This window comes from Streptomyces sp. NPDC096040 (genome assembly GCF_040303265.1).
GTDB lineage: Bacteria > Actinomycetota > Actinomycetes > Streptomycetales > Streptomycetaceae > Streptomyces.
In genome coordinates, this window is sequence record NZ_JBEOTA010000044.1 from 1 (window position 1) to 22,918 (window position 22,918).

Annotated in this window: 22 protein-coding genes; 9 read left to right on the top strand and 13 right to left on the bottom strand. The window is 70.8% G+C overall.

Going from position 1 to position 22,918, the window contains the following annotated elements; translation table 11 throughout:
* Both ABTY98_RS37595 and trpS read left to right on the top strand, forming a co-directional pair.
* Positions 1-216 (top strand): hypothetical protein (locus ABTY98_RS37595; RefSeq protein ID WP_352225631.1); only part of this gene is annotated, 216 nt, incomplete at its 5' end.
* A gap of 475 nt (positions 217-691) precedes the next feature.
* Positions 692-1,738, top strand: coding sequence for a tryptophan--tRNA ligase (gene trpS / locus ABTY98_RS37600; protein ID WP_352225632.1), 1,047 nt, complete (start codon positions 692-694; stop codon positions 1,736-1,738).
* Between the two features lie 164 nt (positions 1,739-1,902).
* Here trpS and proC read toward each other — a convergent pair whose 3' ends face one another.
* The 7 genes from proC to ABTY98_RS37635 all read right to left on the bottom strand — a co-directional run bounded on the left by proC (position 1,903) and on the right by ABTY98_RS37635 (position 6,815).
* Complete coding sequence (proC, locus tag ABTY98_RS37605) at positions 1,903-2,715, bottom strand: pyrroline-5-carboxylate reductase (protein ID WP_352225633.1); 813 nt, start codon at positions 2,713-2,715, stop codon at positions 1,903-1,905.
* Positions 2,716-2,783: 68 nt separating this feature from the next.
* A complete protein-coding gene (locus ABTY98_RS37610; protein WP_352225634.1) occupies positions 2,784-3,566 on the bottom strand; it encodes an ABC transporter permease in 783 nt (260 codons plus the stop codon).
* The gene (locus tag ABTY98_RS37615) at positions 3,563-4,372 is read right to left on the bottom strand and encodes an ABC transporter ATP-binding protein (protein ID WP_352225635.1); all 810 of its coding nucleotides are present in this window, start codon (positions 4,370-4,372) and stop codon (positions 3,563-3,565) included. The genes ABTY98_RS37610 and ABTY98_RS37615 overlap by 4 nt, the downstream gene beginning before the upstream one ends.
* Positions 4,373-4,617: 245 nt before the next feature.
* Positions 4,618-5,427 carry a class I SAM-dependent methyltransferase gene (locus ABTY98_RS37620; RefSeq protein ID WP_352225636.1) on the bottom strand — a complete coding sequence of 270 codons (810 nt, stop codon included), beginning with the start codon at positions 5,425-5,427 and terminating at the stop codon, positions 4,618-4,620.
* A gap of 84 nt (positions 5,428-5,511) precedes the next feature.
* Positions 5,512-6,030, bottom strand: coding sequence for a voltage-gated chloride channel family protein (locus ABTY98_RS37625; protein ID WP_352225637.1), 519 nt, complete (start codon positions 6,028-6,030; stop codon positions 5,512-5,514).
* A gap of 57 nt (positions 6,031-6,087) precedes the next feature.
* The gene (locus tag ABTY98_RS37630) at positions 6,088-6,438 is read right to left on the bottom strand and encodes an SH3 domain-containing protein (protein WP_502994449.1); all 351 of its coding nucleotides are present in this window, start codon (positions 6,436-6,438) and stop codon (positions 6,088-6,090) included.
* A gap of 56 nt (positions 6,439-6,494) precedes the next feature.
* Positions 6,495-6,815: an SH3 domain-containing protein gene (locus ABTY98_RS37635; RefSeq protein ID WP_352225638.1), complete on the bottom strand. Its 321-nt coding sequence runs from the start codon at positions 6,813-6,815 to the stop codon at positions 6,495-6,497.
* 179 nt (positions 6,816-6,994) lie between these two features.
* Here ABTY98_RS37635 and ABTY98_RS37640 point away from each other — a divergent pair, with 179 nt between their 5' ends.
* Entirely contained in the window at positions 6,995-9,103 is a 2,109-nt protein-coding gene (locus ABTY98_RS37640; RefSeq protein ID WP_352225639.1) for an outer membrane protein assembly factor BamB family protein, read from the top strand.
* Between the two features lie 54 nt (positions 9,104-9,157).
* Here the strand turns inward: ABTY98_RS37640 and ilvD are convergent, their stop codons facing one another.
* From ilvD to ABTY98_RS37660, 4 genes are all read right to left on the bottom strand, one after another.
* Positions 9,158-11,011 carry a dihydroxy-acid dehydratase gene (ilvD, locus tag ABTY98_RS37645; RefSeq protein ID WP_352225640.1) on the bottom strand — a complete coding sequence of 618 codons (1,854 nt, stop codon included), beginning with the start codon at positions 11,009-11,011 and terminating at the stop codon, positions 9,158-9,160.
* Between the two features lie 243 nt (positions 11,012-11,254).
* On the bottom strand, positions 11,255-11,881 hold the full coding sequence (locus tag ABTY98_RS37650) for a TetR/AcrR family transcriptional regulator (protein WP_352225641.1): 627 nt from the start codon (positions 11,879-11,881) through the stop codon (positions 11,255-11,257).
* Positions 11,878-12,708: a sugar phosphate isomerase/epimerase family protein gene (locus ABTY98_RS37655; protein WP_352225642.1), complete on the bottom strand. Its 831-nt coding sequence runs from the start codon at positions 12,706-12,708 to the stop codon at positions 11,878-11,880. The genes ABTY98_RS37650 and ABTY98_RS37655 overlap by 4 nt, the downstream gene beginning before the upstream one ends.
* Positions 12,709-12,838: 130 nt before the next feature.
* A complete protein-coding gene (locus tag ABTY98_RS37660; protein ID WP_352225643.1) occupies positions 12,839-13,771 on the bottom strand; it encodes a Ppx/GppA family phosphatase in 933 nt (310 codons plus the stop codon).
* Between the two features lie 83 nt (positions 13,772-13,854).
* Between ABTY98_RS37660 and ABTY98_RS37665 the strand changes: the two genes are divergently transcribed.
* Positions 13,855-14,721: a DUF3109 family protein gene (locus ABTY98_RS37665; RefSeq protein ID WP_352225644.1), complete on the top strand. Its 867-nt coding sequence runs from the start codon at positions 13,855-13,857 to the stop codon at positions 14,719-14,721.
* Positions 14,722-14,831: 110 nt separating this feature from the next.
* Here the strand turns inward: ABTY98_RS37665 and ABTY98_RS37670 are convergent, their stop codons facing one another.
* Positions 14,832-16,517, bottom strand: a complete 1,686-nt coding sequence (locus ABTY98_RS37670; RefSeq protein WP_502994450.1) for a BACON domain-containing protein — start codon at positions 16,515-16,517, stop codon at positions 14,832-14,834.
* Between the two features lie 210 nt (positions 16,518-16,727).
* Between ABTY98_RS37670 and radA the strand changes: the two genes are divergently transcribed.
* Together radA and disA are read left to right on the top strand one after the other, a co-directional pair.
* Positions 16,728-18,137: a DNA repair protein RadA gene (gene radA, locus ABTY98_RS37675; protein ID WP_352225646.1), complete on the top strand. Its 1,410-nt coding sequence runs from the start codon at positions 16,728-16,730 to the stop codon at positions 18,135-18,137.
* Between the two features lie 80 nt (positions 18,138-18,217).
* A complete protein-coding gene (disA, locus tag ABTY98_RS37680; protein ID WP_352225647.1) occupies positions 18,218-19,342 on the top strand; it encodes a DNA integrity scanning diadenylate cyclase DisA in 1,125 nt (374 codons plus the stop codon).
* Positions 19,343-19,489: 147 nt separating this feature from the next.
* Here the strand turns inward: disA and ABTY98_RS37685 are convergent, their stop codons facing one another.
* On the bottom strand, positions 19,490-20,341 hold the full coding sequence (locus ABTY98_RS37685) for a hypothetical protein (RefSeq protein ID WP_352225648.1): 852 nt from the start codon (positions 20,339-20,341) through the stop codon (positions 19,490-19,492).
* A 234-nt stretch (positions 20,342-20,575) separates the two neighbouring features.
* Here ABTY98_RS37685 and ABTY98_RS37690 point away from each other — a divergent pair, with 234 nt between their 5' ends.
* The 3 genes from ABTY98_RS37690 (at position 20,576) to ABTY98_RS37700 (ending at position 22,917) form a co-directional block, all read left to right on the top strand.
* On the top strand, positions 20,576-21,451 hold the full coding sequence (locus ABTY98_RS37690) for an HhH-GPD family protein (RefSeq protein WP_352225649.1): 876 nt from the start codon (positions 20,576-20,578) through the stop codon (positions 21,449-21,451).
* Positions 21,452-21,718: 267 nt separating this feature from the next.
* The gene (locus ABTY98_RS37695) at positions 21,719-22,258 is read left to right on the top strand and encodes a SigE family RNA polymerase sigma factor (RefSeq protein WP_093499987.1); all 540 of its coding nucleotides are present in this window, start codon (positions 21,719-21,721) and stop codon (positions 22,256-22,258) included.
* Entirely contained in the window at positions 22,246-22,917 is a 672-nt protein-coding gene (locus ABTY98_RS37700; RefSeq protein ID WP_352225650.1) for a hypothetical protein, read from the top strand. Before ABTY98_RS37695 ends, ABTY98_RS37700 begins: the two co-directional genes overlap by 13 nt.
* The last annotated feature ends 1 nt before the right edge of the window (position 22,918 follow it).

Below are 22,918 nucleotides of genomic sequence, written 5' to 3' on the forward strand. Positions count from 1 at the left end.
CTGGCGTTGACTTTTGGCACGCTGTTGAGTTCTCAAGGAACGGTCGCTTCCTTTGTACTCACCCTCTCGGGCTTTCCTCCGGGCTTCCCTTCGGTCTTGCGTTTCCGACTCTATCAGACCGTTTTCCGATCCGATTTCCTCGGTGCTTTCCAGGTTCCCGCTCTCGCGTTTCCCTTTCCCGCGGCTCCGACTCTATCAGATCCTTTCGGCGTCTGATTCCCCGTCAGAGGGGGTTGCCTTCGCGGCTGTTGGGCCGTTCCGACGAGTGAGACTTTAGCGGATTCCCGGCCTCCGAGCTAATCGGGGGCCGCGTCCTTTCGAACGTGGATTCCTCATTCCGCTAATACGTATGCCAAAGCAACACGACGACGCATCGCCGACTGCTGGTAGGTACTTGCGGAGTGGCTGTCCGGGGACCGACCGGAGTCGGCGCTCACGTCGGACAACTCGGAGAACATTACGTATCCGGTTGGGGTGTGTCAACTCGCGGCGGGACGGGACCCCGGGGGCGTATGGTGGGCGGCATGACTACGCGTACGTGCACCCAGCAGTGGTGGGCCGCCTGACGGCGGCCGCGCTCACGTACGCATTCAACGGCCGCCGCCTCGGCGGCCGTTCGTGCTATCTCCCTCCAGAACCTCTGAGGGTCGGCCGCTCGGGACGGCGGCTCCGACCAGGAGGTGGAGAGGGAATGACACGGGTCTTCAGCGGGATCAAGCCGACCGGGCACCTGACTCTGGGGAACTACCTGGGGGCCATGCGGCAGTGGGGCGCCGTGGATCAGCACCAGGCCGATTCCTTGTTCTGCATCGTCGATCTGCACGGGATGACCGTGGACCACGATCCGGCCCGGCTGCGCCGGCTCACCCGGCAGGCGGCGACCCTGCTGCTGGCGGCAGGGCTGGATCCGGAGCTGTGCACCGTGTTCGTACAGAGTCATGTCGACGAGCACACCCGGCTGTCGTACCTCATGGAGTGCGTTGCGACCGACGGGGAGATGCGGCGCATGATCCAGTACAAGGAGAAGGTCGCGAGCGAAGGGGCGCGGGGGCGGAGTGTGCGGCTGTCCTTGCTGACGTACCCGGCGCTGATGGCGGCGGACATCCTGGCGTACGGGGCGGACGAGGTGCCGGTCGGTGACGATCAGGCGCAGCACGTGGAGCTGACGCGTGATCTGGCGGTGCGGTTCAACCAGCGGTACGGGCACACGTTCGTGGTGCCGAAGGCGACCGTGCCCAAGGTGGCCGCGAGGGTGATGAACCTGCAGGATCCGACGTCGAAGATGGGCAAGAGCGACGACTCCGGGGCTGGCATCGTCTATCTGCTCGACGAACCGGACGTGATCCGGAAGAAGATCGTGCGGGCCGTGACGGACAGTGGGCGGGAGGTCGTCTATGTCCGGGAGGAGCAGCCGGGGGTCGCGAATCTGCTGGAGATTCTCGCTGCGTGCACGGGCGGGAACCCTGAGTCACTGGGAATCGTTCACGATTCGTACGGCGCTCTGAAGCAGGCCACCGCGGAGGCGGTGCTGGACATGCTCAGTCCCGTACAGGCCAGGCACAAGGAGTTGTGTGCCGATCCGGGATATGTGGAGGGGGTGCTGCGGCATGGGGCGGAGAAGGCTCGGGCGATCGCCCGGCCGATTGTCGATACCGCCTATCGGGCGATCGGGTTGTTGCCGCCCGGCGCCTTCTCGGGCGCTGCTGCGGCCGAGCCCGCGCTGAACGCGGTGCGATAGGCGCGGTAGGCGTGGGGACTGGTGGCAGGTCGCGATGCGAAGTGCCGTCGCATCGCGACCTCGCTGCTGAAGCCGGCCCCGAGTGGCCTTGAGGCTTCGGCCCCCGTCAGTCCCTCTCAGCCCCTCCTAGTCCTTCTTCCTTCCTGGTCCTTCTTAGTCCTTCCTTAGTCCTTCTTGCCGGAGGCGAGTTCGCGGCTGCGGTCGCGGGCGGCTTCGAGGGCGGCGATGAGGGCGGCCCGTACGCCGTGGCTCTCCAGTTCGCGGATGGCGTTGATGGTGGTGCCGGCGGGCGAGGTGACGTTCTCCCGGAGTTTGACGGGGTGTTCGCCGCTGTCGCGGAGCATCACGGCGGCGCCGATCGCGGACTGGACGATGAGGTCGTGGGCCTTGTCGCGGGGCAGGCCGAGCAGGATGCCGGCGTCGGTCATGGCCTCGACCAGGTAGAAGAAGTACGCCGGGCCCGAGCCGGAGAGGGCGGTGCAGGCATCCTGCTGGGACTCGGGGACCAGGAGGGTCTTGCCGACGGCGCCGAAGATGTCCTCGGCGGTGGCGAGATGGGCGGCCGTGGCGTGGCTGCCGGCGGAGATGACGGACATCGCCTCGTCGACGAGGGCGGGGGTGTTCGTCATGACACGGACGACCGGGGTGCCGGTGGCGAGGCGCTCCTCGAAGAAGGAAGTGGGGATCCCCGCCGCGCCGCTGATGACGAGGCGGTCGGCGGGGATGTGCGGGGCGAGTTCGTCGAGGAGGGCGCCCATGTCCTGCGGCTTGACCGTGAGGATCAGGGTGTCGGCGGTCTTAGCGGCCTCGGGGTTGGTGACCGGGGTGACTCCGTGGCGGGCGCGGAGTTCTTCGGCCCGTTCGGGGCGGCGGGCGGTGACGAGGAGGTCGGCGGGTGCCCAGCCGGCGCGGATCATTCCGCTGAGCAGGGCTTCGCCGATCTTGCCGGTACCGAGGACTGCGACTTTCTGACTCATACGGTTCAGTCTGGCACCGAGGGTGGGGGGCGAGGGGCGGTTGTCCGCTGAGCGGACGTCGGCGCCGGCTATGCCGTACGTCGCCTCAGGGTGGCGGCTCCCAGGGTCAGCACCAGCAGGGCGCAGCCGGCGACGATCAGGATGTCCCTGACGAAGGTGGCGGTCATGTCGGTGTGGTGGAGGACCTGGTTCATGCCGTCGACGGCGTAGGACATGGGGAGGACGTCGGAGAGGGCTTCGAGGACGGGGTGCATCTCGGAGCGGGGCGCGAAGAGGCCGCAGAGGAGGAGCTGGGGGAAGATCACCGCCGGCATGAACTGGACCGCCTGGAATTCCGAGGCCGCGAAGGCCGAGACGAAAAGACCGAGGGCTGTGCCGAGCAGGGCGTCGAGCAGGGCGACCAGGAGCAGGAGCCAGGGGGAGCCGGTGACGTCGAGGCCCAGGAACCAGACGGCCAGGCCGGTGGCGAGGGCCGACTGGATGATCGCGAGGATGCCGAAGGCGAGGGCGTAGCCGGCGATGAGGTCGGCTTTGCCGAGGGGCATGGCGAGGAGGCGTTCGAGAGTGCCGGAGGTGCGTTCGCGGAGGGTGGCGATGGAGGTCACCAGGAACATCGTGATGAGCGGGAAGATGCCGAGGAGTGAGGCGCCGATGTTGTCGAAGGTGCGCGGGCTGCCGTCGAAGACGTAGCGGAGCAGGACCAGCATCAGGCAGGGGATGAGGAGCAGCAGCGCGATCGTGCGGGGGTCGTGGCGGAGCTGGCGCAGGACTCGGGCCGCGGTGGCGGTCGTGCGGGAGAGGTTGAGGGCGCTGACGGGGGCGGTTGTGGTGGTCGCCGTCTGGGTGGTCATCGTGCGCTTTCCTTCGTGCGGGAGGTGGCGGCCGCTTCGTCGACGAGGTGGAGGAAGGCGGCCTCGACCGTGTCGGAGCCGGTGCGGGTGCGGAGGGCCTCGGGAGTGTCGTCGGCGAGGATCTCGCCCTCGCGCATGAGGAGGAGGCGGTGGCAGCGCTCGGCCTCGTCCATGACGTGGGAGGAGACGAGGAGGGTGGCGCCGCGGGTGGTGGTGATGGAGTGGAAGAGCTGCCAGAGGTCGCGGCGCAGGACGGGGTCGAGGCCGACGGTGGGTTCGTCGAGGACGAGGAGTTCGGGGGTGCCGAGCAGGGCGACGGCGAGGGAGACGCGGCTGCGCTGGCCGCCGGAGAGGTTGCCGGCGAGGGCGTCGGCGTGGCTGGTGAGGTCGACTTCACCGAGGACGCGTTCGACGTCGTTGCGGCGGTCGGGAGCGGGGCGGGTGGGGTCGAGGATCGAGCCGAAGTAGTCGAGGTTCTGGCGGATGGTCAGGTCGTCGTAGACGGAGGGAGCTTGGGTGACGTAGCCGATGCGGGTCCGGAGGGAGGGGTGGCCGGCGGGGTGGCCGAGGACGTTCAGGGTGCCGGTGACCTTGGCCTGGCTGCCGACGATGGAACGCATCAGGGTCGACTTGCCGCATCCGGAGGGCCCGAGCAGGCCGGTGATCTGACCGCGGAAGACGGTGAAGTCGAGACCGCGCAGGACGGTGCGAGGGCCGCGGACAGCGGTGAGGTCGGTGGCCTGGATGGCTGGGGGCAGGACGGAGTTGCCGGGGGCCGCGGGCGGTTCCGGCGAGTAATTCACCATGTGATGAATAATCCTCGGCGAGGCAGGGGGCGTCAAGGGGAGGGGACGGGAAGACAATCGGCGGTGCGCCCTCCGAGAGGGCCGTGCGAGCGCTGAGGAACGGCTGAAGTCGGTTGCTCACCGGAACCAGTTGCCGTTGGGAAGGAGCGGCGCGACAGGAAGGCGGCCGGGTACGCGCTGTGGGCGTGGTTGAACGTCACCGGCCCGCTCGTGTGTGGGTGCGGCGGGCCGGTGTGCGGGTGTTGTCAGGCGTTGAGGGCGACGAGGAGCAGGACGTCGTACGTCTCCTCGACGAGTCCCTCCGGGAAGACCTTCAGAAGGTGGGCGCGCTCCTCGGTGAGGAAGGCGGTGCGGCGGTCCTCGGGGGTGACCAGGAACGCCGAGTGGCTGCCGATGTTGGCGAGGTGGGTGTCGAGGGGGACGCGGCGGCTCCAGCGGACCGCACGGCGGGTGAAGCGAAGGCGGCCGCTGGGGTCGGCGAGGTCCGTGCGGTCGGCGGTCTTGCGCTTCTCGGCGGCGGTGTCCGCGCCGAAGAAGCGGCTACACCGGTCGGCCTGCCCGGCGATCCAGTCGATGTCGAGGGCGTCGGTGTTCCACCACAGTGCGAGCGCACCGCCGGGACGCAGCACGCGGAGCACCTCCGGCACGGAGTGGGCCGGGTCGGTCCAGTGCCAGGCCTGGGCGTAGGTGAGGAAGTCGGCGGTGTCGTCGGCGAGCGGGAGGGCGTTGCCGTTGCCGCGGACGAGCGGGATGCCGGGGAGCGTGAGGTGGAACTGGGCCGCCATGCCCTCCCCCGGCTCCACCGCGACCACGTCGGCGCCGCGCGCGTGCAGGACGGCGGTCGCGATGCCGGTGCCCGCGCCGACGTCGACCACCCGGGCGCCGGTGAGGGAGCGGCCGGCCTCCTCCTCGACGGCGTCGAGGAGAGCGGGCGGGTAGGAGGGACGGTTCGCGGCGTACTGGGCCGCGGCGACGTCGAAGGAGCGGGCGCGGGTTGCGCGGGAGGGGATGGGGGTGGAGGCAGGGTTCGGGGGGCTCGGCCGGCTTGTGGTCATACGGGCATGATCCCGGGGGTGGGGCGGGGGCGACAGGGAGTTTCGACAGGCGGGCGGATGCGCCCGGTGCCGTACCGGCGTCCCTCAGCGCCTCCGCCTCTTCTTCGACGGGTTGCCCGTGCGGCGCGTGGTGCGTCGTTCGTGTTCCTGGCGGGCGGTGTCGTACTCGGCACGGTGGAGTCTCTCGCCGGGGGCCTCCGTCAGGGAGCGGAAGAAGTAGGCGAGGAGGGAGCCGACGAAGCCGATGGCGAGGAGGCCGCGCAGGGAGGCCTGGCGTTCGGGGTCGGGGCGCTTCCCGAAGCCGTCCCAGGTGTTGCGGAAGGCGAGGGCGCTGCAGATGGCGAACATCGCGACGACCAGAACGGTCACGAAGGCGCCGGTGTCGGCGAGCTGCACGCCCTCGTAGGCGAAGCGGAGGACAAGGCAGGAGACGACGGCGGCGGCGAGCGAGCCGACGGCCACGCCGATACGGCGGGCGGTGTAGCCGTCGTCGTGGTTGACCCAGGACGTGCCGAAGAAACGGAGGGGCTCGGGGCGGGGTCCGCTCGGGGCCTCGCCGGTGGAGCCCGCGGGGGTGTCCGGGGTGCCTGGTTCGTCGCTCACGGGACGATTATGGCGCCGGGCGGCCGCGGGCTCCGGGGCGGGTCGTACCCCGCCGAGTCAGGAGCAGCGGTCGGCTATGTAGCCGTCGCTGCCCGTGTTGACGTTGGTGTCCGAGACGAACTCGCCGTTGCTGATGTTGTCCCAGATGTTCGAGGTGCCGTAGTAGCCGGACACGGTGGAGCCCGGCGTCTGACAGTAGATCGGCACCTTGGCTCCCTCGGGCAGGACCCGGGTGATGTCGTAGCTGGTGCCGGGGCCGCTGCGGACGTTCAGGCGAAGGCCCGGGGCGACGTCGTAGTAGCGGACGCTGGCGGCGGCGTTCGCTGTGGCGGCGGAGCCGAGGAGCATGAGGAAGGCGCTGCCGGTGGCTGCCGCCAAGAGGGTGGATCTGCGTCTGAGCGATGTCATACGAGTCCTCCGGAGTCCGAAGACCGGATCAGGCGAAACCCGGTCGCGAGACAGGATCAGGCGCAGCGGTCGGCTACGTAGCCGTCGCTGCCGGTGTGGACATAGGCGTCCGAGACGTATTCGCCGTTGTCGATGTTGTCCCAGATCTTGGACGTGCCGTAGTAGCCGGCCACCGTCGTGCCGGACGTCTGGCAGAAGATCGGGACGCGGGTGCCCTCGGGGAGGGCCCGCGTGATGTTGTAGCTGGTGCCGGGGCCGCTGCGGACGTTCAGGCGGACGCCCGGGGCGACCGCATACGTCTTCACGGATGCCGCCAGCGTCGTGACGGCCTCTTCCTCGCCGCTGCTCTCGGTTTGCTGTGCTTGATCGACAGACATGTGTAGCTCCCCCGTTGGCCCCATGAGTGCCATGGAGTCCCGTAGATTCCCCTGAATCGAGCCACGAAACGCATGTGCGCAACTCGCACGCGGAGGCTAGCAAGCCGCCTCTGTATCGCACGAGTCATCGACTAGGCTCCGTGCGTCGCGCTCCGCGGAGAAAGCACGGGGGTGGTCAGATGACGCCACAGCGCAACACCGGAGCGGACGCGGAAGCGGAACTTCCCGAGTACTCCGGGCACTACCGCCTGGAGTCCTGCCTGGGCTCGGGCGGTATGGGTGTGGTGCACCTGGCCCGCAGCACCTCGGGGCTGAAGCTCGCCGTGAAGATCGTGCACGCCCAGTTCGCCAAGGACCATGAGTTCAGGGGCCGTTTCCGGCAGGAGGTGGCCGCCGCGCGCAAGGTCAGCGGTGCCTTCACCGCGCCCGTCGTGGACGCCGATCCCGAGGCCGCGCGGCCCTGGATGGCCACCCTCTTCATCCCCGGCCCGACCCTTGCCGAGCAGGTGAAGCGGAACGGGCCCATGTCCCCTGCGCAGTTGCGTCGGCTGATGGCCGGGCTCGCGGAGGCGCTGCGCGATATTCACAGGGTCGGGGTGGTGCACCGGGATCTCAAACCGAGCAATGTGCTGCTCGCCGAGGACGGCCCCAAGGTCATCGACTTCGGAATTTCTCGGCCAAAGGACAGTGAACTGCGGACCGAGACCGGGAAGTTGATCGGTACGCCGCCGTTCATGGCGCCCGAGCAGTTCCGCCGGCCTCGTGAGGTCGGGCCGGCCGCGGACATCTTCGCGCTCGGGTCGGTGCTGGTGCATGCGGCGACCGGGCGGGGGCCGTTCGACTCCGACAGCCCGTACGTCGTCGCCTACCAGGTCGTGCATGACGAGCCCGACCTCACCGGCGTACCGGATGAGCTGGCTCCGCTGGTGCTGCGCTGTCTCGCCAAGGAGCCCGAGGACCGGCCGACGCCCGACGAGATGATGCGGGAACTGCGGTCGTTGGCGGCCTCGTACGACACGCAGGCGTTCATACCGGCACAGCGGGTCAGGGACGACCACGGCGATCCGCCCAGGGAGGGGGCACCGGCCGCTGTTCCGGAGAAGAGGGCGCGAAAGGCGACGAGACGGCGCATGGGCGTCGTCGCCGGGACGGGTGTCCTGGTCCTGGGCGGTGTGGTCGCTTCGGCACTGTGGCCGGGGGGCGGCCGTCCGGCACCTGCCGGCGGCACGGTGCACAGTTCCGCCGCCGCGTTCGAAGCCTGGCAGACGAAGGCAGTGGCCAAGGACGGCTCGGGGATGCCCCAATGCGTGGGCGGAGCAGGCAGACTGCTGTGCTTCCGGTCGGGGCTGGCCTTCGCCCTCGACCCGGTGGACGGCCGTCTGCTGTGGCGGCACAGGGCCACGGACGAACGTACCAGCGGCTCGCCCTCCGTGTCGGGCGGGCTCCTGCTGCTGCCGACGGACGGGGGCCGGCGGGTGGAGGCGCTGGACCCCGCCTCAGGTTCGTCGCGCTGGAAGCAGGACCTGCCCCCGCACCAGGGCATGAAGATCACCAAGAGCATCCTGCTGGTCGTCGGGGCTGACAAAGTGATCACCGGCCTCGACAGCAAGTCCGGCCGCACCAGGTGGAGCATGCCCGTCTCCGGCAGCGGCACCCCGTCCCTGAGTTCGTTCGCCGGAGATCCGTTGGCGTACGCGACCAGCACCTCCGCCGACGGAACGCACACCCTGGTCACCGCGCTGGACCCGGGCACCGGTGCCAAGCGCTGGGAAGCCCGGCTCGCGGGGGACCTCAGGCCGGTCGGCAGCGCGGGCGGGTCACTGTTCCTGCTGTCCGTGGACACCGCCTCCGGGGCGACGGACGCGGTGGTGCGCTACACGCCGGACGCGAAGGCGGCCCGCCGCGTGACGCTGCCCGTTCCCCGGTTGGCGCCGGGTGCCGCCGTGCGCGGCGATGTCGTCTATCTGCTGTCCGCCGGTGGCTCGCTGGAGGCCGTGGACCTGGAGCGCGGCAAACGGCTCTGGGCGCTCCAGACGTCGGTGAGCCGGGGCTCGGCGCCCGCGGCCGACAACCGGCACGTCTACTTCACCGCGGCTGACGGACGTCTGCTCGCCGTCGACGCCCGCAAGGGAACCCTCGTCGGCCAGACTCCGGCGCGACTGGGCAGCAACGCCGACCAGATCACCGCCGCCCTGCCGGCGCCGCTGGTTCTCGCCACCCACATCTACGCCACCGCCCCCGACGGCACCGTCTTCGCCGTGGACGCCGAGGACCCCGCCGGCTGGTGACGGACGAAGGGGCCGCCCCCCGTAAAGGGAGGCGGCCCCTTGCGCAGGAAGGGTTCAGCCGAGCTTGCTCACGTCGCGCACCGCGCCCTTGTCGGCGCTGGTGGCCATCGCGGCGTAGGCGCGGAGGGCCGCGGAGACCTTGCGGTCGCGGTTCTTCGGGGCGTACACGCCGTTCAGGGCCTGCTCGCGGCGGGACAGTTCGGCCTCGTCGACGAGGAGTTCGATCGTGCGGTTGGGGATGTCGATGCGGATGCGGTCGCCGTTCTCGACGAGCGCGATCGTGCCGCCGGAAGCCGCCTCGGGCGACGCGTGGCCGATCGACAGGCCCGACGTGCCGCCGGAGAAGCGGCCGTCCGTGATCAGTGCGCAGGTCTTGCCGAGGCCGCGGCCCTTGAGGAAGGACGTCGGGTAGAGCATCTCCTGCATGCCGGGGCCGCCCTTGGGCCCCTCGTAGCGGATGACGACCACGTCGCCGTCCGTGACCTGCTTGTTGAGGATCTTCTCGACGGCCTCTTCCTGCGACTCGCAGACGACCGCCGGGCCCTCGAAGGTCCAGATCGACTCGTCGACGCCCGCCGTCTTCACGACGCAGCCGTCGACCGCCAGGTTGCCCTTGAGGACCGCGAGGCCGCCGTCCTTGGAGTACGCGTGCTCGACGCTGCGGATGCAGCCCTCCGCCGCGTCCTCGTCCAGGGCCTCCCAGCGCTCGGACTGGGAGAAGGCCTCGGCGGAGCGGACGCAGCCCGGGGCCGCGTGCCACAGTTCCACCGCCTCCGGGGACGGGGAGCCGCCGCGCACGTCCCAGGTCTTCAGCCAGTCCGAAAGGGACGGGCTGTGGACGGAGTGGACGTCCTCGTTGAGGAGACCGCCGCGGTGCAGTTCGCCGAGGAGGGCGGGGATACCGCCGGCCCGGTGCACGTCCTCCATGTAGTACGTGCGGGTCTTCGCGACGTTCGGGGCCACCTTGGCCAGGCAGGGCACCCGGCGCGAGACGTCGTTGATCTCCTCCAGGCCGAACGGGACGCCCGCCTCCTGGGCGGCGGCCAGCAGGTGCAGGATCGTGTTGGTGGAGCCGCCCATCGCGATGTCCAGGGCCATCGCGTTCTCGAACGCGGCGAAGGTCGCGATGTTACGGGGCAGGACCGTGTCGTCGTCCTGCTCGTAGTAGCGGCGGGTGATGTCCATGACCGTGCGGGCCGCGGCGACGTACAGCTGTTTACGGGCCGTGTGGGTGGCCAGGACCGAGCCGTTGCCGGGGAGGGAGAGACCGATGGCCTCGGTCAGGCAGTTCATCGAGTTGGCGGTGAACATGCCGGAGCAGGAGCCGCAGGTCGGACAGGCGTTCTCCTCGATACGGAGGATGTCCTCGTCGGAGATCTTGTCGTTCACGGCGTCGGAGATCGCGTCGACCAGGTCGAGAGTGCGGACGGTGCCGTCCACGAGGGTGGCCCGGCCGGCCTCCATCGGGCCGCCGGAGACGAAGACCGTCGGGATGTTCAGGCGGAGCGCCGCCATCAGCATGCCCGGGGTGATCTTGTCGCAGTTGGAGATGCAGACCAGGGCGTCGGCGCAGTGCGCCTCGACCATGTACTCGACCGAGTCCGCGATCAGGTCGCGGGAGGGGAGGCTGTACAGCATCCCTCCGTGGCCCATGGCGATGCCGTCGTCCACCGCGATGGTGTTGAACTCGCGCGGGATACCGCCGGCCGCGGTGATCGCCTCGCTGACGATCCGGCCGACCGGCTGGAGGTGGGTGTGGCCCGGCACGAACTCGGTGAAGCTGTTGGCGACCGCGATGATCGGCTTGCGGCCGATGTCCGCACCGGGTACACCGGAGGCGCGCATAAGGGCGCGTGCGCCCGCCATGTTGCGGCCGTGGGTGACTGTGCGGGACCTCAGCTCGGGCATCGTCGCTCGCTCCTTCAGACAGATAGGGCTGTCGTCGAGCGTACGCCCGTTGCTCAGGCCTCGGGACGAGGTGTCCGGGATGCGGGACGAATGTCTCGGACGGATGCCTCGGACGAATGCCTCGGGCGGTGTCTCGGACGGATGCCTCGGGCGGATGCCTCGGGCGGATGCCTCGGGCGGATGCCTCGGGATGTCTCTGGACTTCTCGGGAGTGGGCTTCCGGGTCTCTGGCCGTGCCGGGCCCTACGGCCCGGTCAGATGCCCCTGCACCACCGGAGCCACCCGCGCCACGATCTGCTCCAGGTCCGCCGACGCCAGCGGCTCCACCTTGATCACGTATCGCAGCATCGCGCACCCCACCAGCTGCGCGGCCGCCAGTTCGGCGCGCAGCTCCCCGTCCGGGACGTCCAGCTGTTCGGCGAGACGACGCAGCAGCTGGGAGGCGATCAGCCGGCGGAAGACGGCGGCGGCCGTGTCGTTGTTCACGGCCGAGCGGAGGATCGCCAGCAGGGGGGTACGGGTGGTGGGGTTCTCCCAGATGCCGAAGATGAAGCGGGTCAGACGCTCGCCGACGCCGTCCACCGGGCCGTCGGCGATCGCGCTGGGCGCGTTCAGCGCGGGGGCGAAGGCGACCGAGATGGAGGCCTCGAAGACCTGCTCCTTGGTGCCGAAGTAGTGGTGGACGAGCGCCGGGTCGACGCCGGCGGCCTTGGCGATCCCGCGGACGGACGTCTTGTCGTACCCGCGTTCGGAGAACTCCTCGCGGGCGGCGACGAGGATACGGTCCCGGGTGTCCGCCGACTCGGTACGCGGAGGGCGGCCGCGGCGGCGGGTGCCGGTCCCGTTGCCGGCTGGGGCGGCGTCGGTCATCGGCGGGGCACCTTCACCGCCGAGGCCAGGTGCAGGCGGGTGAAGGCCAGGGCCTCCGCGAGGTCGGCCTCGCGCTCCGCGCCGGACATCGCGCGCCGGGTGTTGACCTCGATGACGACATGCCCGTCGAAGCCGGTGAGCGCGAGGCGCTCCAGGAGTTCGGCGCAGGGCTGGGTGCCGCGGCCGGGTACCAGGTGCTCGTCCTTGGCGGAGCCGCGGCCGTCGGCGAGGTGGACATGGCCGAGCCGGCCGCCCATCCGGTCGAGCATGGCGAGCGCGTCCGTGCGGGAGGTCGCGGCATGGCTGAGGTCGATCGTGAAGTGCCGGTAGTCGTCCTTGGTGACGTCCCAGTCGGGTGCGTACGCCAGCATCTCGCGGTCGCGGTAGCGCCAGGGGTACATGTTCTCCACCGCGAACCGGACGTCCGTCTCGTTCGCCATGCGCCAGATCCCCTCGACGAAGTCGCGGGCGTACTGGCGCTGCCAGCGGAACGGCGGGTGCACCACGACCGTGCTCGCGCCCAGCTTCTCGGCGGCGGCCCGGGCCCGCTGGAGCTTGACCCAGGGGTCGGTGGACCAGACCCGCTGGGTGATCAGCAGACAGGGGGCGTGGACGGCGAGGATCGGGATGCGGTGGTAGTCGCTCAGCCTGCGCAGGGCCTCGATGTCCTGGCTGACCGGGTCGGTCCACACCATGACCTCGACCCCGTCGTAGCCGAGGCGCGCGGCGATCTCGAAGGCCGTCGCCGTCGACTCCGGATAGACGGAGGCCGTGGAGAGCGCGACCTTCGCATCCGGGATGCGGACGACGTCCCTTGGATTTGCCACGAGGGACAGGTTACGGGGTGGGGTCGGGTGGGGGCGGGGTGCGTCTTCGCCGGTGTGACGATCGTCGCGTCGAAGTGGGGCCGGGCGCCTGCCCGCAGTTGGGGGTTGCCCGCGCCCCCGCCAGGGATACTTACGCCGAACCCATGTGATCAAGGCGCCGGAGGATGACGCCCTCCCTCAGCGCCCATGGGCACACCTCCACCGTCTCCACCCCGAACAGGTCCATCGCGGCCTCCGCCACCAGCGCGCCCGCCACCAGCTGGGCCGCCCGGCCCTCGGAGACTCCGGGGAGTGCGCTGCGCTGGGCCGTGTTCATGGCCGCCAGCCTCGGGACCCAGGTCTCAAGGGAGCTCCGCCTGAGTTCGCGTTGGACGTAGAGGCCCTCCGCGGAGCGGGCCGCGCCGGCGATACGGGCCAGCTGCTTGAAGGTCTTGGACGTGGCGACCACGTGGTCGGGGGCGCCGAAGCGGCTGAACTCGCCGACCGTACGCGCGATCTCGGCGCGTACATGGCGGCGCAGCGCCCGTATGTCGTCCGAGGCGGGCGGGTCGCCGGGGAGCCAGCCGGCGGTGAGCCGGCCGGCGCCGAGCGGCAGCGAGACGGCCGTGTCCGGCTCCTCGTCGATGCCGTACGCGACCTCCAGGGAGCCGCCCCCGATGTCCAGGACCAGCAGCTTTCCGGCGGACCAGCCGAACCAGCGGCGTACGGCGAGGAAGGTCAGCCGGGCCTCCTCGGCGCCGGTGAGGACCTGGAGCTCGACACCTGTCTCGGCCTTCACGCGCGCGAGGACGTCATCGGCGTTACTGGCCTCGCGCACGGCGGAGGTGGCGAACGGCAGCAGATCCTCGACGCCCTTGTCCTCCGCGGCCTGCAGGGCCCCATGGAGGACACCGATGAGTTTCTCGACCCCGTCGGGACCGATCGCGCCGTTGCCGTCGAGGAGTTGGGCAAGGCGCAATTCCGCCTTGTGCGAGTGCGCGGGCAGCGGGCGTGCGCCGGGGTGCGCATCCACCACCAGCAGATGCACCGTGTTGGATCCCACGTCGAGGACACCGAGTCTCATGTACGGAACGCTACTGCCAGGTGGCCGGTAACCCGTCGTCGGAGCCGTCCACGAACCCGCCTCGGGCGACTTACCCTGTACACGTGCCAAAGACGAAAAAGACGAAGGACCACAAGGGCGCCAAATCCGCCGACGGTTCTTCTCGGGCGAAGCCAGCGAAGCCACTGAAGAAGTCGAAGACGTCACAGCAGGCTCCGGCAGGGGACGAGAAGGGCCTCGACTTCGCGCGCGCATGGGTGGAATTCCCGGATCCGGCGGACGACGAACAGGTGTTCCGCTGTGATCTGACATGGCTGACCTCCCGCTGGAACTGCATCTTCGGCAGCGGCTGCCAGGGCATCCAGGCGGGCCGCGCGGACGACGGCTGCTGCACGCTGGGCGCGCACTTCTCCGACGAGGACGACGAGAAGCGGGTCGCCGGTCATGTGTCGAGGCTCACGCCGGACATCTGGCAGCACCACGATGAGGGCACGCGGAACGGCTGGGTCTCGGAGGACGACGAGGGCTCCCGCCAGACCCGCCCGTTCAACGGCTCGTGCATCTTCCAGAACCGCCCCGGATTCGCGGGCGGCGCGGGCTGCTCGCTGCACATTCTGGCGCTGCGGGAGGGCCGCGAGCCGCTGGAGACCAAGCCGGACGTCTGCTGGCAGCTTCCGATCCGCCGCACGTACGACTGGATCGACCGCCCCGACGACACGCGCGTCCTCCAGGTCTCCATCGGCGAGTACGACCGCAGGGGCTGGGGCCCGGGCGGCCACGACCTGCACTGGTGGTGCACCTCGGCAACCTCGGCACACGGCGCGGGCGACCCGGTGTACGTCTCCTACCGCCCGGAACTGACCGAGCTGATGGGCAAGGCGGGCTACGACCGCCTGGCAGAGCTGTGCGAGGAGCGCCTGGCTTCGCAGCTGCCACTGCTGGCACCGCATCCGGCGGATCCTGTCGGCTGACGCCGCGTGCGGCGCGCCCCTCAGGGGCGCGGGGCTGTATATGCGGCTCCGCCACATGGGCGCGACCAGCCACAACGACGCCGCATCCGCCGACACACCGCACCCACCACTCACGGACTGGCCGACGAACCCGCACTCTCGCTCTCCGTCGGCGAAGCCGGCCCCGTCGGACTCGGCGTGTCCGACTCGGTGGGTGTCGGCGTGGGCGTCGACTCGCTCGGCGGGGCCGTCGGCGTCGGATCGGCGGAAGCTGACCCCGTCACCGTCGGCACCGGCGTCACCGGAGGGGTCGGCCCCCTCCTCACCGGCGGAGCCATCCCGTACCCGTCGATCGACACCACCGCGCCCGCCGGCGCCACCGCCACCCGCGCGCTCCAGTGACCGGCCGGCTCCCGCAGATGATCGACGTACACCTTGATCGTGAACGACTCGCCCGGCCGGAGCGTTCCCGAGGGGCGCGAGAAGTACAGCCATCCCGCCGACGTGGACACCGACCACCGCACCGCCGAACCCCCGGCCGCGGAGAGCGTGATCAGCGTCGTGTCGCCGTCGTTGGCGGCCGTCACCGCGAGGTGCCCCGCACCGGCCGCCTTCTTCCGGTCGCCGCCCGCGACGCTGATCACCTCCACCGAGACATCGGCCTTGCCGTCCCTGCCGATGCTCGGCCCGGGTCTGGTGCTGGCGTTTCCGGCGTTCTCGTAGCCCCCGGCCGCGTCGCCGCCCAGCGCGTCGGGGCCGGAGGCCTCGCGCGCGGTCGCGGACGGGCCCTCGTGGCCCTCTCCCGCAGGCGAGCCCCGGTACGCGGCCCACAGGGCCAGCACCGGCGCGGCCACCACCGTGGCGACCACGGTCGTCGTGACGGCACGCGCGCGTAGCCGGTCGCGGCGGGCCGCGCGGTCTTTGGGGTCCATCGGGAAACCGCGCCGGTCGAAGCGCGGAACGGCGGCGCCACGCGCGCGTGGCGGATGCGCCATGGCCATGTGCAGGGCCGCGCGGGGCGCCTCCAGAACGGGCAGCTCGGCCGGTGTGGTCATCGCGCCGGGCCACCGCCCGGGTGCAGCGCGTTCGGCGGTACGGCGGCAGCGCGGACAGTCGTCTACATGCCGGACCAGTTCGCGGCGCAGGGCGCTGCTGAGCACCAGCTGGCTGTCCCCGGTCAGGTGGGACACGCTCGGGCAGCCGCCGGTCTCGACGACGGCGAGCGCCGCGCGGGTGCGTTCCACCTCGCAGGCGGCGGAGGCGAGCAGTTCGCGGGCGCCGGCCAGGTCCATGCCGAGGACGGCGGCGACCTCGTGGGCGGCGAGGTGGTGGCGTACGGCGAGTTCGAGCGCCTCGCGCTGCTCCGGGGTGGTGCCGGCGGCCTCGGGCCAGGCGAGCAGGGCGAGTTCGCGGCGCCGCTGCTCCTCGGTCTCGGCGGCGAGCAGCGGTTCGGGGGCGGTGTGCCGCCCCGCCGCATGGGAGGCCTGACGTTTCTGCTTGGCCTCGGCAAGCCCGCGCAGACAGGCCCAGCGGGCCAGCGCGTACAGCCAGGCCCTGCGGTCTCCGGCGGCCTCCGGGACGCGCTGGCCGCGCCGCTCGGCGAGCGCGAGGACGTCCCCGAGGGCGGCGGTGGCCGCGTCGTGGTCGCACAGCACCGAGAGGCAGTACGTGAACAGCCCGTCCAGGTACGGCTCGTAGCGCGCCGGCGGTCGCTGCGCCAGCGCGCGTGCCGCCGTACGATCGCGCGCCGAGCGTGCTCCCCGGTGCGCCCGGTGTGTGCCGGTCGTTCGGGCCGTGGTCTCCGGACTGCTGCTCATCACCCGTGCGACCGTAGGCGGCGTCGGATGGCCCCTTCCTGCGCCTTGAGCTCTTTTAATCCGTACGGGTGAAACGATCCCTCATAAGGGGACAGGAACCGCATATTCCGTGGCTCGTTCCCGATGTGGCGTGGCCAGGATCCGTCCACCCACATCCGTCACGGACGCCTCCCTGGCCCCGCTGTCAGTGGCGGGGGCTACGGTTTCCGCATGGCTGCCCGTACCAAGACCTCCAAGGACCGTCCGTCCTACCGCTGCACCGAGTGCGGCTGGCAGACGGCCAAGTGGCTCGGTCGCTGCCCCGAGTGCCAGGCCTGGGGGACGGTCGAGGAGTACGGCACGCCCGCGGTCCGTACGACGACACCCGGCCGTGTCACCACCTCCGCGGTGCCCATCGGCCAGGTCGACGGCCGCCAGGCCACCGCGCGGCCGACCGGCGTGCCCGAGCTGGACCGGGTCCTCGGCGGCGGCCTGATCCCCGGAGCGGTCGTCCTGCTGGCCGGCGAGCCCGGCGTCGGCAAGTCCACCCTCCTCCTCGACGTGGCGGCCAAGTCGGCCAGCGACGAGCACCGCACGCTCTATGTCACCGGCGAGGAGTCCGCGAGCCAGGTCCGGCTGCGCGCCGACCGCATCGGCGCCATCGACGACCACCTCTATCTCGCCGCCGAGACCGATCTGGCCGCCGTCCTCGGCCACTTGGACGCGGTCAAGCCGTCACTGCTGATCCTGGACTCCGTGCAGACGGTCGCGTCCCCCGAGATCGACGGCGCGCCCGGTGGCATGGCCCAGGTACGGGAGGTGGCCGGGGCGCTCATCCGTGCCTCCAAGGAGCGGGGCATGTCGACTCTTCTCGTGGGCCATGTCACCAAGGACGGCGCGATCGCCGGTCCCCGCCTCCTCGAACACCTCGTGGACGTCGTGCTGAGCTTCGAGGGCGACCGGCACGCGCGGCTGCGGCTGGTCCGGGGCGTCAAGAACCGCTACGGCGCCACGGACGAGGTCGGCTGCTTCGAACTGCACGACGAGGGCATCACGGGCCTCGCCGACCCGAGCGGACTTTTCCTGACACGACGTGCCGAACCCGTCCCGGGTACCTGCCTGACGGTCACCCTGGAGGGCCGGCGCCCGCTGGTCGCCGAGGTCCAGGCGCTGACCGTGGACTCCCAGATCCCCTCCCCGCGCCGGACCACCTCAGGCCTGGAGACCTCCCGGGTCTCGATGATGCTGGCGGTGCTGGAGCAGCGCGGGCGGATCAGCGCGCTCGGCAAGCGGGACATCTACTCCGCGACCGTGGGCGGGGTGAAGCTCTCCGAGCCCGCCGCCGACCTGGCGATCGCCCTCGCCCTGGCCTCCGCCGCGAGCGACACCCCGCTCCCGAAGAACCTGGTCGCCATCGGCGAGGTCGGCCTCGCGGGCGAGGTCAGACGGGTCACCGGCGTCCAGCGCAGGCTCACGGAGGCGCACCGGCTCGGCTTCACACACGCGCTCGTACCGGGCGATCCCGGCAAGATCCCGGCGGGCATGAAGGTTCTGGAAGTCGCCGACATGGGAGACGCGCTGCGGGTGCTGCCGCGCTCCCGTCGCCGAGAGGCCCCACGGGAGGCGGAGGAGCGCCGGTAGACTTTGCCCTGGTCTCGCCCGTCCGTACGAACCGCGTGCGGGTGCGGGAGCGCCTCAGAACCTGCGACCCGAGGAGTGCAGTGGCAGCCAACGACCGGGCGACGGCTCCCGGAAAGTCCGGTGGGAGTGCCGGTTCCGATGGCCTGATGCGCGCCTCGCTGAGCGCTGTGGCTCCGGGCACGTCCCTGCGCGACGGCCTGGAGCGGGTCCTGCGCGGCAACACCGGCGGGCTCATCGTCCTCGGCTTCGACAAGACGGTCGAGACGATGTGCACGGGCGGTTTCGTCCTGGATGTCGAGTTCACGGCGACCCGGCTGCGTGAGCTGTGCAAGCTCGACGGCGGCATCGTGATCTCCTCCGACCTGTCGAAGATCCTGCGGGCCGGCGTCCAGTTCGTGCCGGACGCGACGATCCCGACGGAGGAGACCGGCACCCGGCACCGCACGGCGGACCGGATCTCCAAACAGGTCGGCTTCCCGGTGATCTCGGTCTCCCAGTCGATGCGGCTGATCGCGCTCTACGTCGACGGGCAGCGCCGCGTCCTGGAGGACTCGGCGGCGATCCTCTCCCGTGCGAACCAGGCGCTCGCGACGCTGGAGCGGTACAAGCTCCGCCTGGACGAGGTCGCGGGAACGTTGTCGGCGCTGGAGATCGAGGACCTGGTGACGGTCCGGGATGTCTCGGCCGTCGCCCAGCGCCTGGAGATGGTCCGCCGTATCGCCACGGAGATCGCCGAGTACGTCGTCGAACTGGGCACCGACGGGCGGCTTCTCGCGCTCCAGCTGGACGAGCTGATCGCCGGTGTCGAGCCCGAGCGCGAGCTGGTGGTCCGGGACTACGTCCCCGAGCCCACGGCAAAACGCTCCCGCACCGTCGACGAGGCGCTCTCCGAGCTGGACGCGCTGAGCCACGCGGAGCTGCTGGAACTGCTGACGGTGGCGCGGGCGCTGGGTTACACCGGTTCACCGGAGGCGCTGGACTCGGCGGTGTCGCCGCGCGGCTTCCGGCTGCTGGCGAAGGTTCCGCGGCTGCCCGGGGCGATCATCGACCGGTTGGTGGAGCATTTCGGGGGCCTGCAGAAGCTGCTCGCCGCGAGCGTCGACGACCTGCAGACCGTGGACGGGGTGGGCGAGGCGCGGGCGCGGAGCGTCCGGGAGGGCCTGTCGAGGCTGGCGGAGTCGTCGATTCTCGAACGGTACGTGTAGCTCCGCCGGAGCAGACGGGTCGACCGCGGGCCGGTGCTGTTCGTCCGCGGGCCGGTGGGGGCTGGTCGCGCCCACGCGGCGGCAGCCGCCTGTCGATACAGCCCCGCGCCGCTGAAGGGGCTTCAGAGCGACCCCACCCTGCCCCGGCTAATCCGCGGCCAGTACGAAAGAAGCCTGGGCCTTCGTGAATCCCGGGGTCTCGGCCTCCACCAGATATGTGCCGGCCCCGGCCGACCCCGCCGAAGGCGTCGCGCACTGCGGAGCACTCGGCTTGCGGTCCCACTTCAGGGTGTAGGTGATGCTGCTCCCCGCCGGCACCCGGTACCAGAGACTCCCGGCCGTCTTCGGGCAGTCCGCCGACGACCAGTAGCTGTCGTCCGCGCTGGCAGGCGTGATAGTCAACACCGCGTTCTTCGGCCCGAGATCGACCTTGCAGTCGCTGGACGACGTGTTCTTCGCCGTGAGTTCGAAGCTCGGCGTCTGCTCCGGCGAGTACGAGTTGTGCAGGCTCTTCAGGCTCAACGACACGGCCGCGGCGGTGCAGTTGGGGAGGGTGGAAGTCCCCGGCAGCGAGGCGACCGTACCGCCGGAGCCCGAGGTGACATCGCCCGAGCCCGACGAGGAACCCGAGGAACCGGCGGAACCGGCCGACGAGCCGCCCCCCGACCCGCCCGAACTCCCGCCGTCGGAACCGGAACCAGAGCCGGAACCAGAACCGGAACCGGTGCTGGACGACGTGCCCCCGCCCCCGCTCGACTCGTCCCGCCCGCCCGGCGCCTGGCTGATCGCCGGCCCGCTGCCGGACGGCCCCGGCGTGATGGTGGACGCGGGATTCTTGCCGTTCGAGCCGTCGGCACCCTTCTTGCCGCCCCCGCCACTCGACGTGACGATCCAGGTGATCAGCAGCGCCAGCACGGCGACCACGGACACCATGACGACCCTCCGTCGCCAGTAGATGGAGGAGGGAAGCGGCCCGACCGGATTGCGCAGAGATCCCACGGCGCAAACTGTACGAGAGATCCGTGCAGTTCCTCGCCCCACCCGCCGCCCAAACCTCAACTTTTCCGGATCATCATTTCGGCAACTCCCGTCGGCGTAACCCCTTTTCGCGTGACGGGTCCGAAGGAGGGCGCCGAACAGCGCCGGACAGACCCTGAACCGGCGGCCGCACCGGCCTCGCCGTGAACCACGTCCAACCCAGCCGTGGCCGGACGTGGCAGGATCGGGAGGGCCATGACTGAGAAGCTCCACGCCCCCGTGATCTCCTGGTTCGACGCCCATGCCCGTGACCTCCCCTGGCGCCGCCCGGAGGCGGGCCCCTGGGGGGTGATGGTCAGCGAGTTCATGTTGCAGCAGACCCCGGTCAGCCGGGTGCTGCCCGTCTACGAGCAGTGGCTGGCCCGCTGGCCGCGCCCCGCGGACCTCGCCGCCGAGGCGCCCGGCGAGGCGGTCCGCGCCTGGGGCCGACTCGGCTACCCGCGCCGCGCCCTGCGGCTGCACGGCGCCGCCGTCGCCATAACGGAACGGCACGACGGCGACGTACCGACGGATCACGCGCAGCTGCTCGCGCTGCCCGGCATCGGCGAGTACACCGCCGCGGCCGTCGCCTCCTTCGCGTACGGGCAGCGGCACGCCGTGCTCGACACCAATGTGCGGCGGGTTCTCGCGCGGGCCGTGACCGGTGTGCAGTACCCGCCGAACGCCACCACCGCCGCCGAGCGCAAGCTCGCCCGTGAACTGCTGCCCGAGGACGAGCGGACCGCCGCCCGCTGGGCCGCCGCCTCCATGGAGCTGGGAGCGCTGGTGTGCACGGCGAAGAACGAGACGTGCCTGCGGTGCCCTATCGCCGGGGACTGCGCCTGGCGGCTGGCCGGCAAGCCGGAGCACGAGGGGCCGCCCCGGCGTGGGCAGACGTACGCCGGTACCGACCGGCAGGTGCGCGGCAAACTGCTGGCCGTACTGCGCGAGGCACACGCCCCCGTGCCGCAGGCGGTGCTCGACCGGGTGTGGCACGAGCCGGTGCAGCGGGCGCGCGCGCTGGACGGACTGGTATCTGACGGCCTGGTGGAGCCGCTCGCGGGCGGCCTGTACCGGCTTCCGCTGGGCTGACGTACAGCCACATCACAGGAGAAGGGGCTGTGTTACGACCCCAGCGTGGCGGCAAATCACTCAATACCCGGACATACAACCCCGTTCGCTTACCCCGCGCCTACTTCCGTTACACAACCGACGGACAGCCGATTGCTAGCCGAAGGCTGCTCCGCACAGCCCCGTGACAACAGGTCCGTAGCTTCGTTTCTGTGCCCGCCAGGACCGCGGGACAGCAGGAACTCAGGCACAGGGCCGGGGAAAACGGGGATCGGGAGGCGGTTGATCATGGCGCAGGGCGAGGTGCTCGAATTCGAGGAGTACGTCCGCACCCGACAGGACGCGCTGCTGCGCAGTGCCCGCCGGCTGGTCCCGGACCCGACGGACGCCCAGGACCTGCTCCAGACCGCGCTGGTGCGGACGTACGGCCGCTGGGAGACCATCGAGGACAAGCGGCTCGCGGACGCCTATCTGCGCCGGGTCATGATCAACACGCGGACCGAGTGGTGGCGGGCCCGGAAGCTGGAGGAGGTCCCGACCGAGCAGCTGCCCGACGCCTGTGTGGAGGACTCCACCGAGCAGCACGCCGACCGCGCGCTCCTCATGGACATCATGAAGGTTCTGGCACCGAAGCAGCGAAGTGTCGTCGTGCTGCGACACTGGGAGCAGATGTCCACGGAGGAGACGGCCGCCGCCCTCGGCATGTCGGCCGGAACGGTCAAGAGCACGCTGCACCGGGCGCTCGCCCGGCTCCGCGAGGAGCTGGAGTCACGCGACCTCGACGCACGCGCGCTGGAGCGTGAGGAGCGGGAGCGTTGCGCGGCCTGACCGGCACAGGGCCCAGCCGGGGCTCAGCGAGTGCACAGGCGGTGACCACGGCGGCGGCCGTGCTCGCCGCCCTCGCCCTTTTCGCCGCCGCCTGCGGCACGGGCGGCACCGGCGCCCGGGACGAGGGCCCGGCGCACGCGGACTCGGCGGAGAAGGCCCCGGCCGCCGCCTCCCCCTCGCCCAACCCGTCCCAGACCTATGCGAAGGTCGACGCGGTCGCTCTGGTCAAGGCCGATCCGGCGGTCTCGGCCACCGTGAAGCGGGACCTGAAGCCGTGCGCGGGCGACGAGTACCCGGTCGACGTGACCTACGGCGATCTGACCGGCGGCCCGGTCGAGGACGTCGTCGTGAACGTGCTGACCTGCGGAGACGCGGTCGGGGTGGGGGCATATGTGTACCGCGACGAGAGCGGCGCGTACAAGAATGTCTTCAAGGCCGAGGAGTCCCCGGTCTACGCGGAGATCGACCGGGGCGATCTGAGCGTGACCAAACAGGTGTACGAGAAGGGCGACCCGGTGTCGAGCCCGTCCGGTGAGAACGTGATCACCTACAGCTGGGCCGCGGGGCGCTTCGTCCAGGAGGACTTCCACCACACCGACTACGGCAACGCGACCGGCAGCGGCGACGACGCCACGCCGGTCCCCTCCCCCGCCGGCTGAC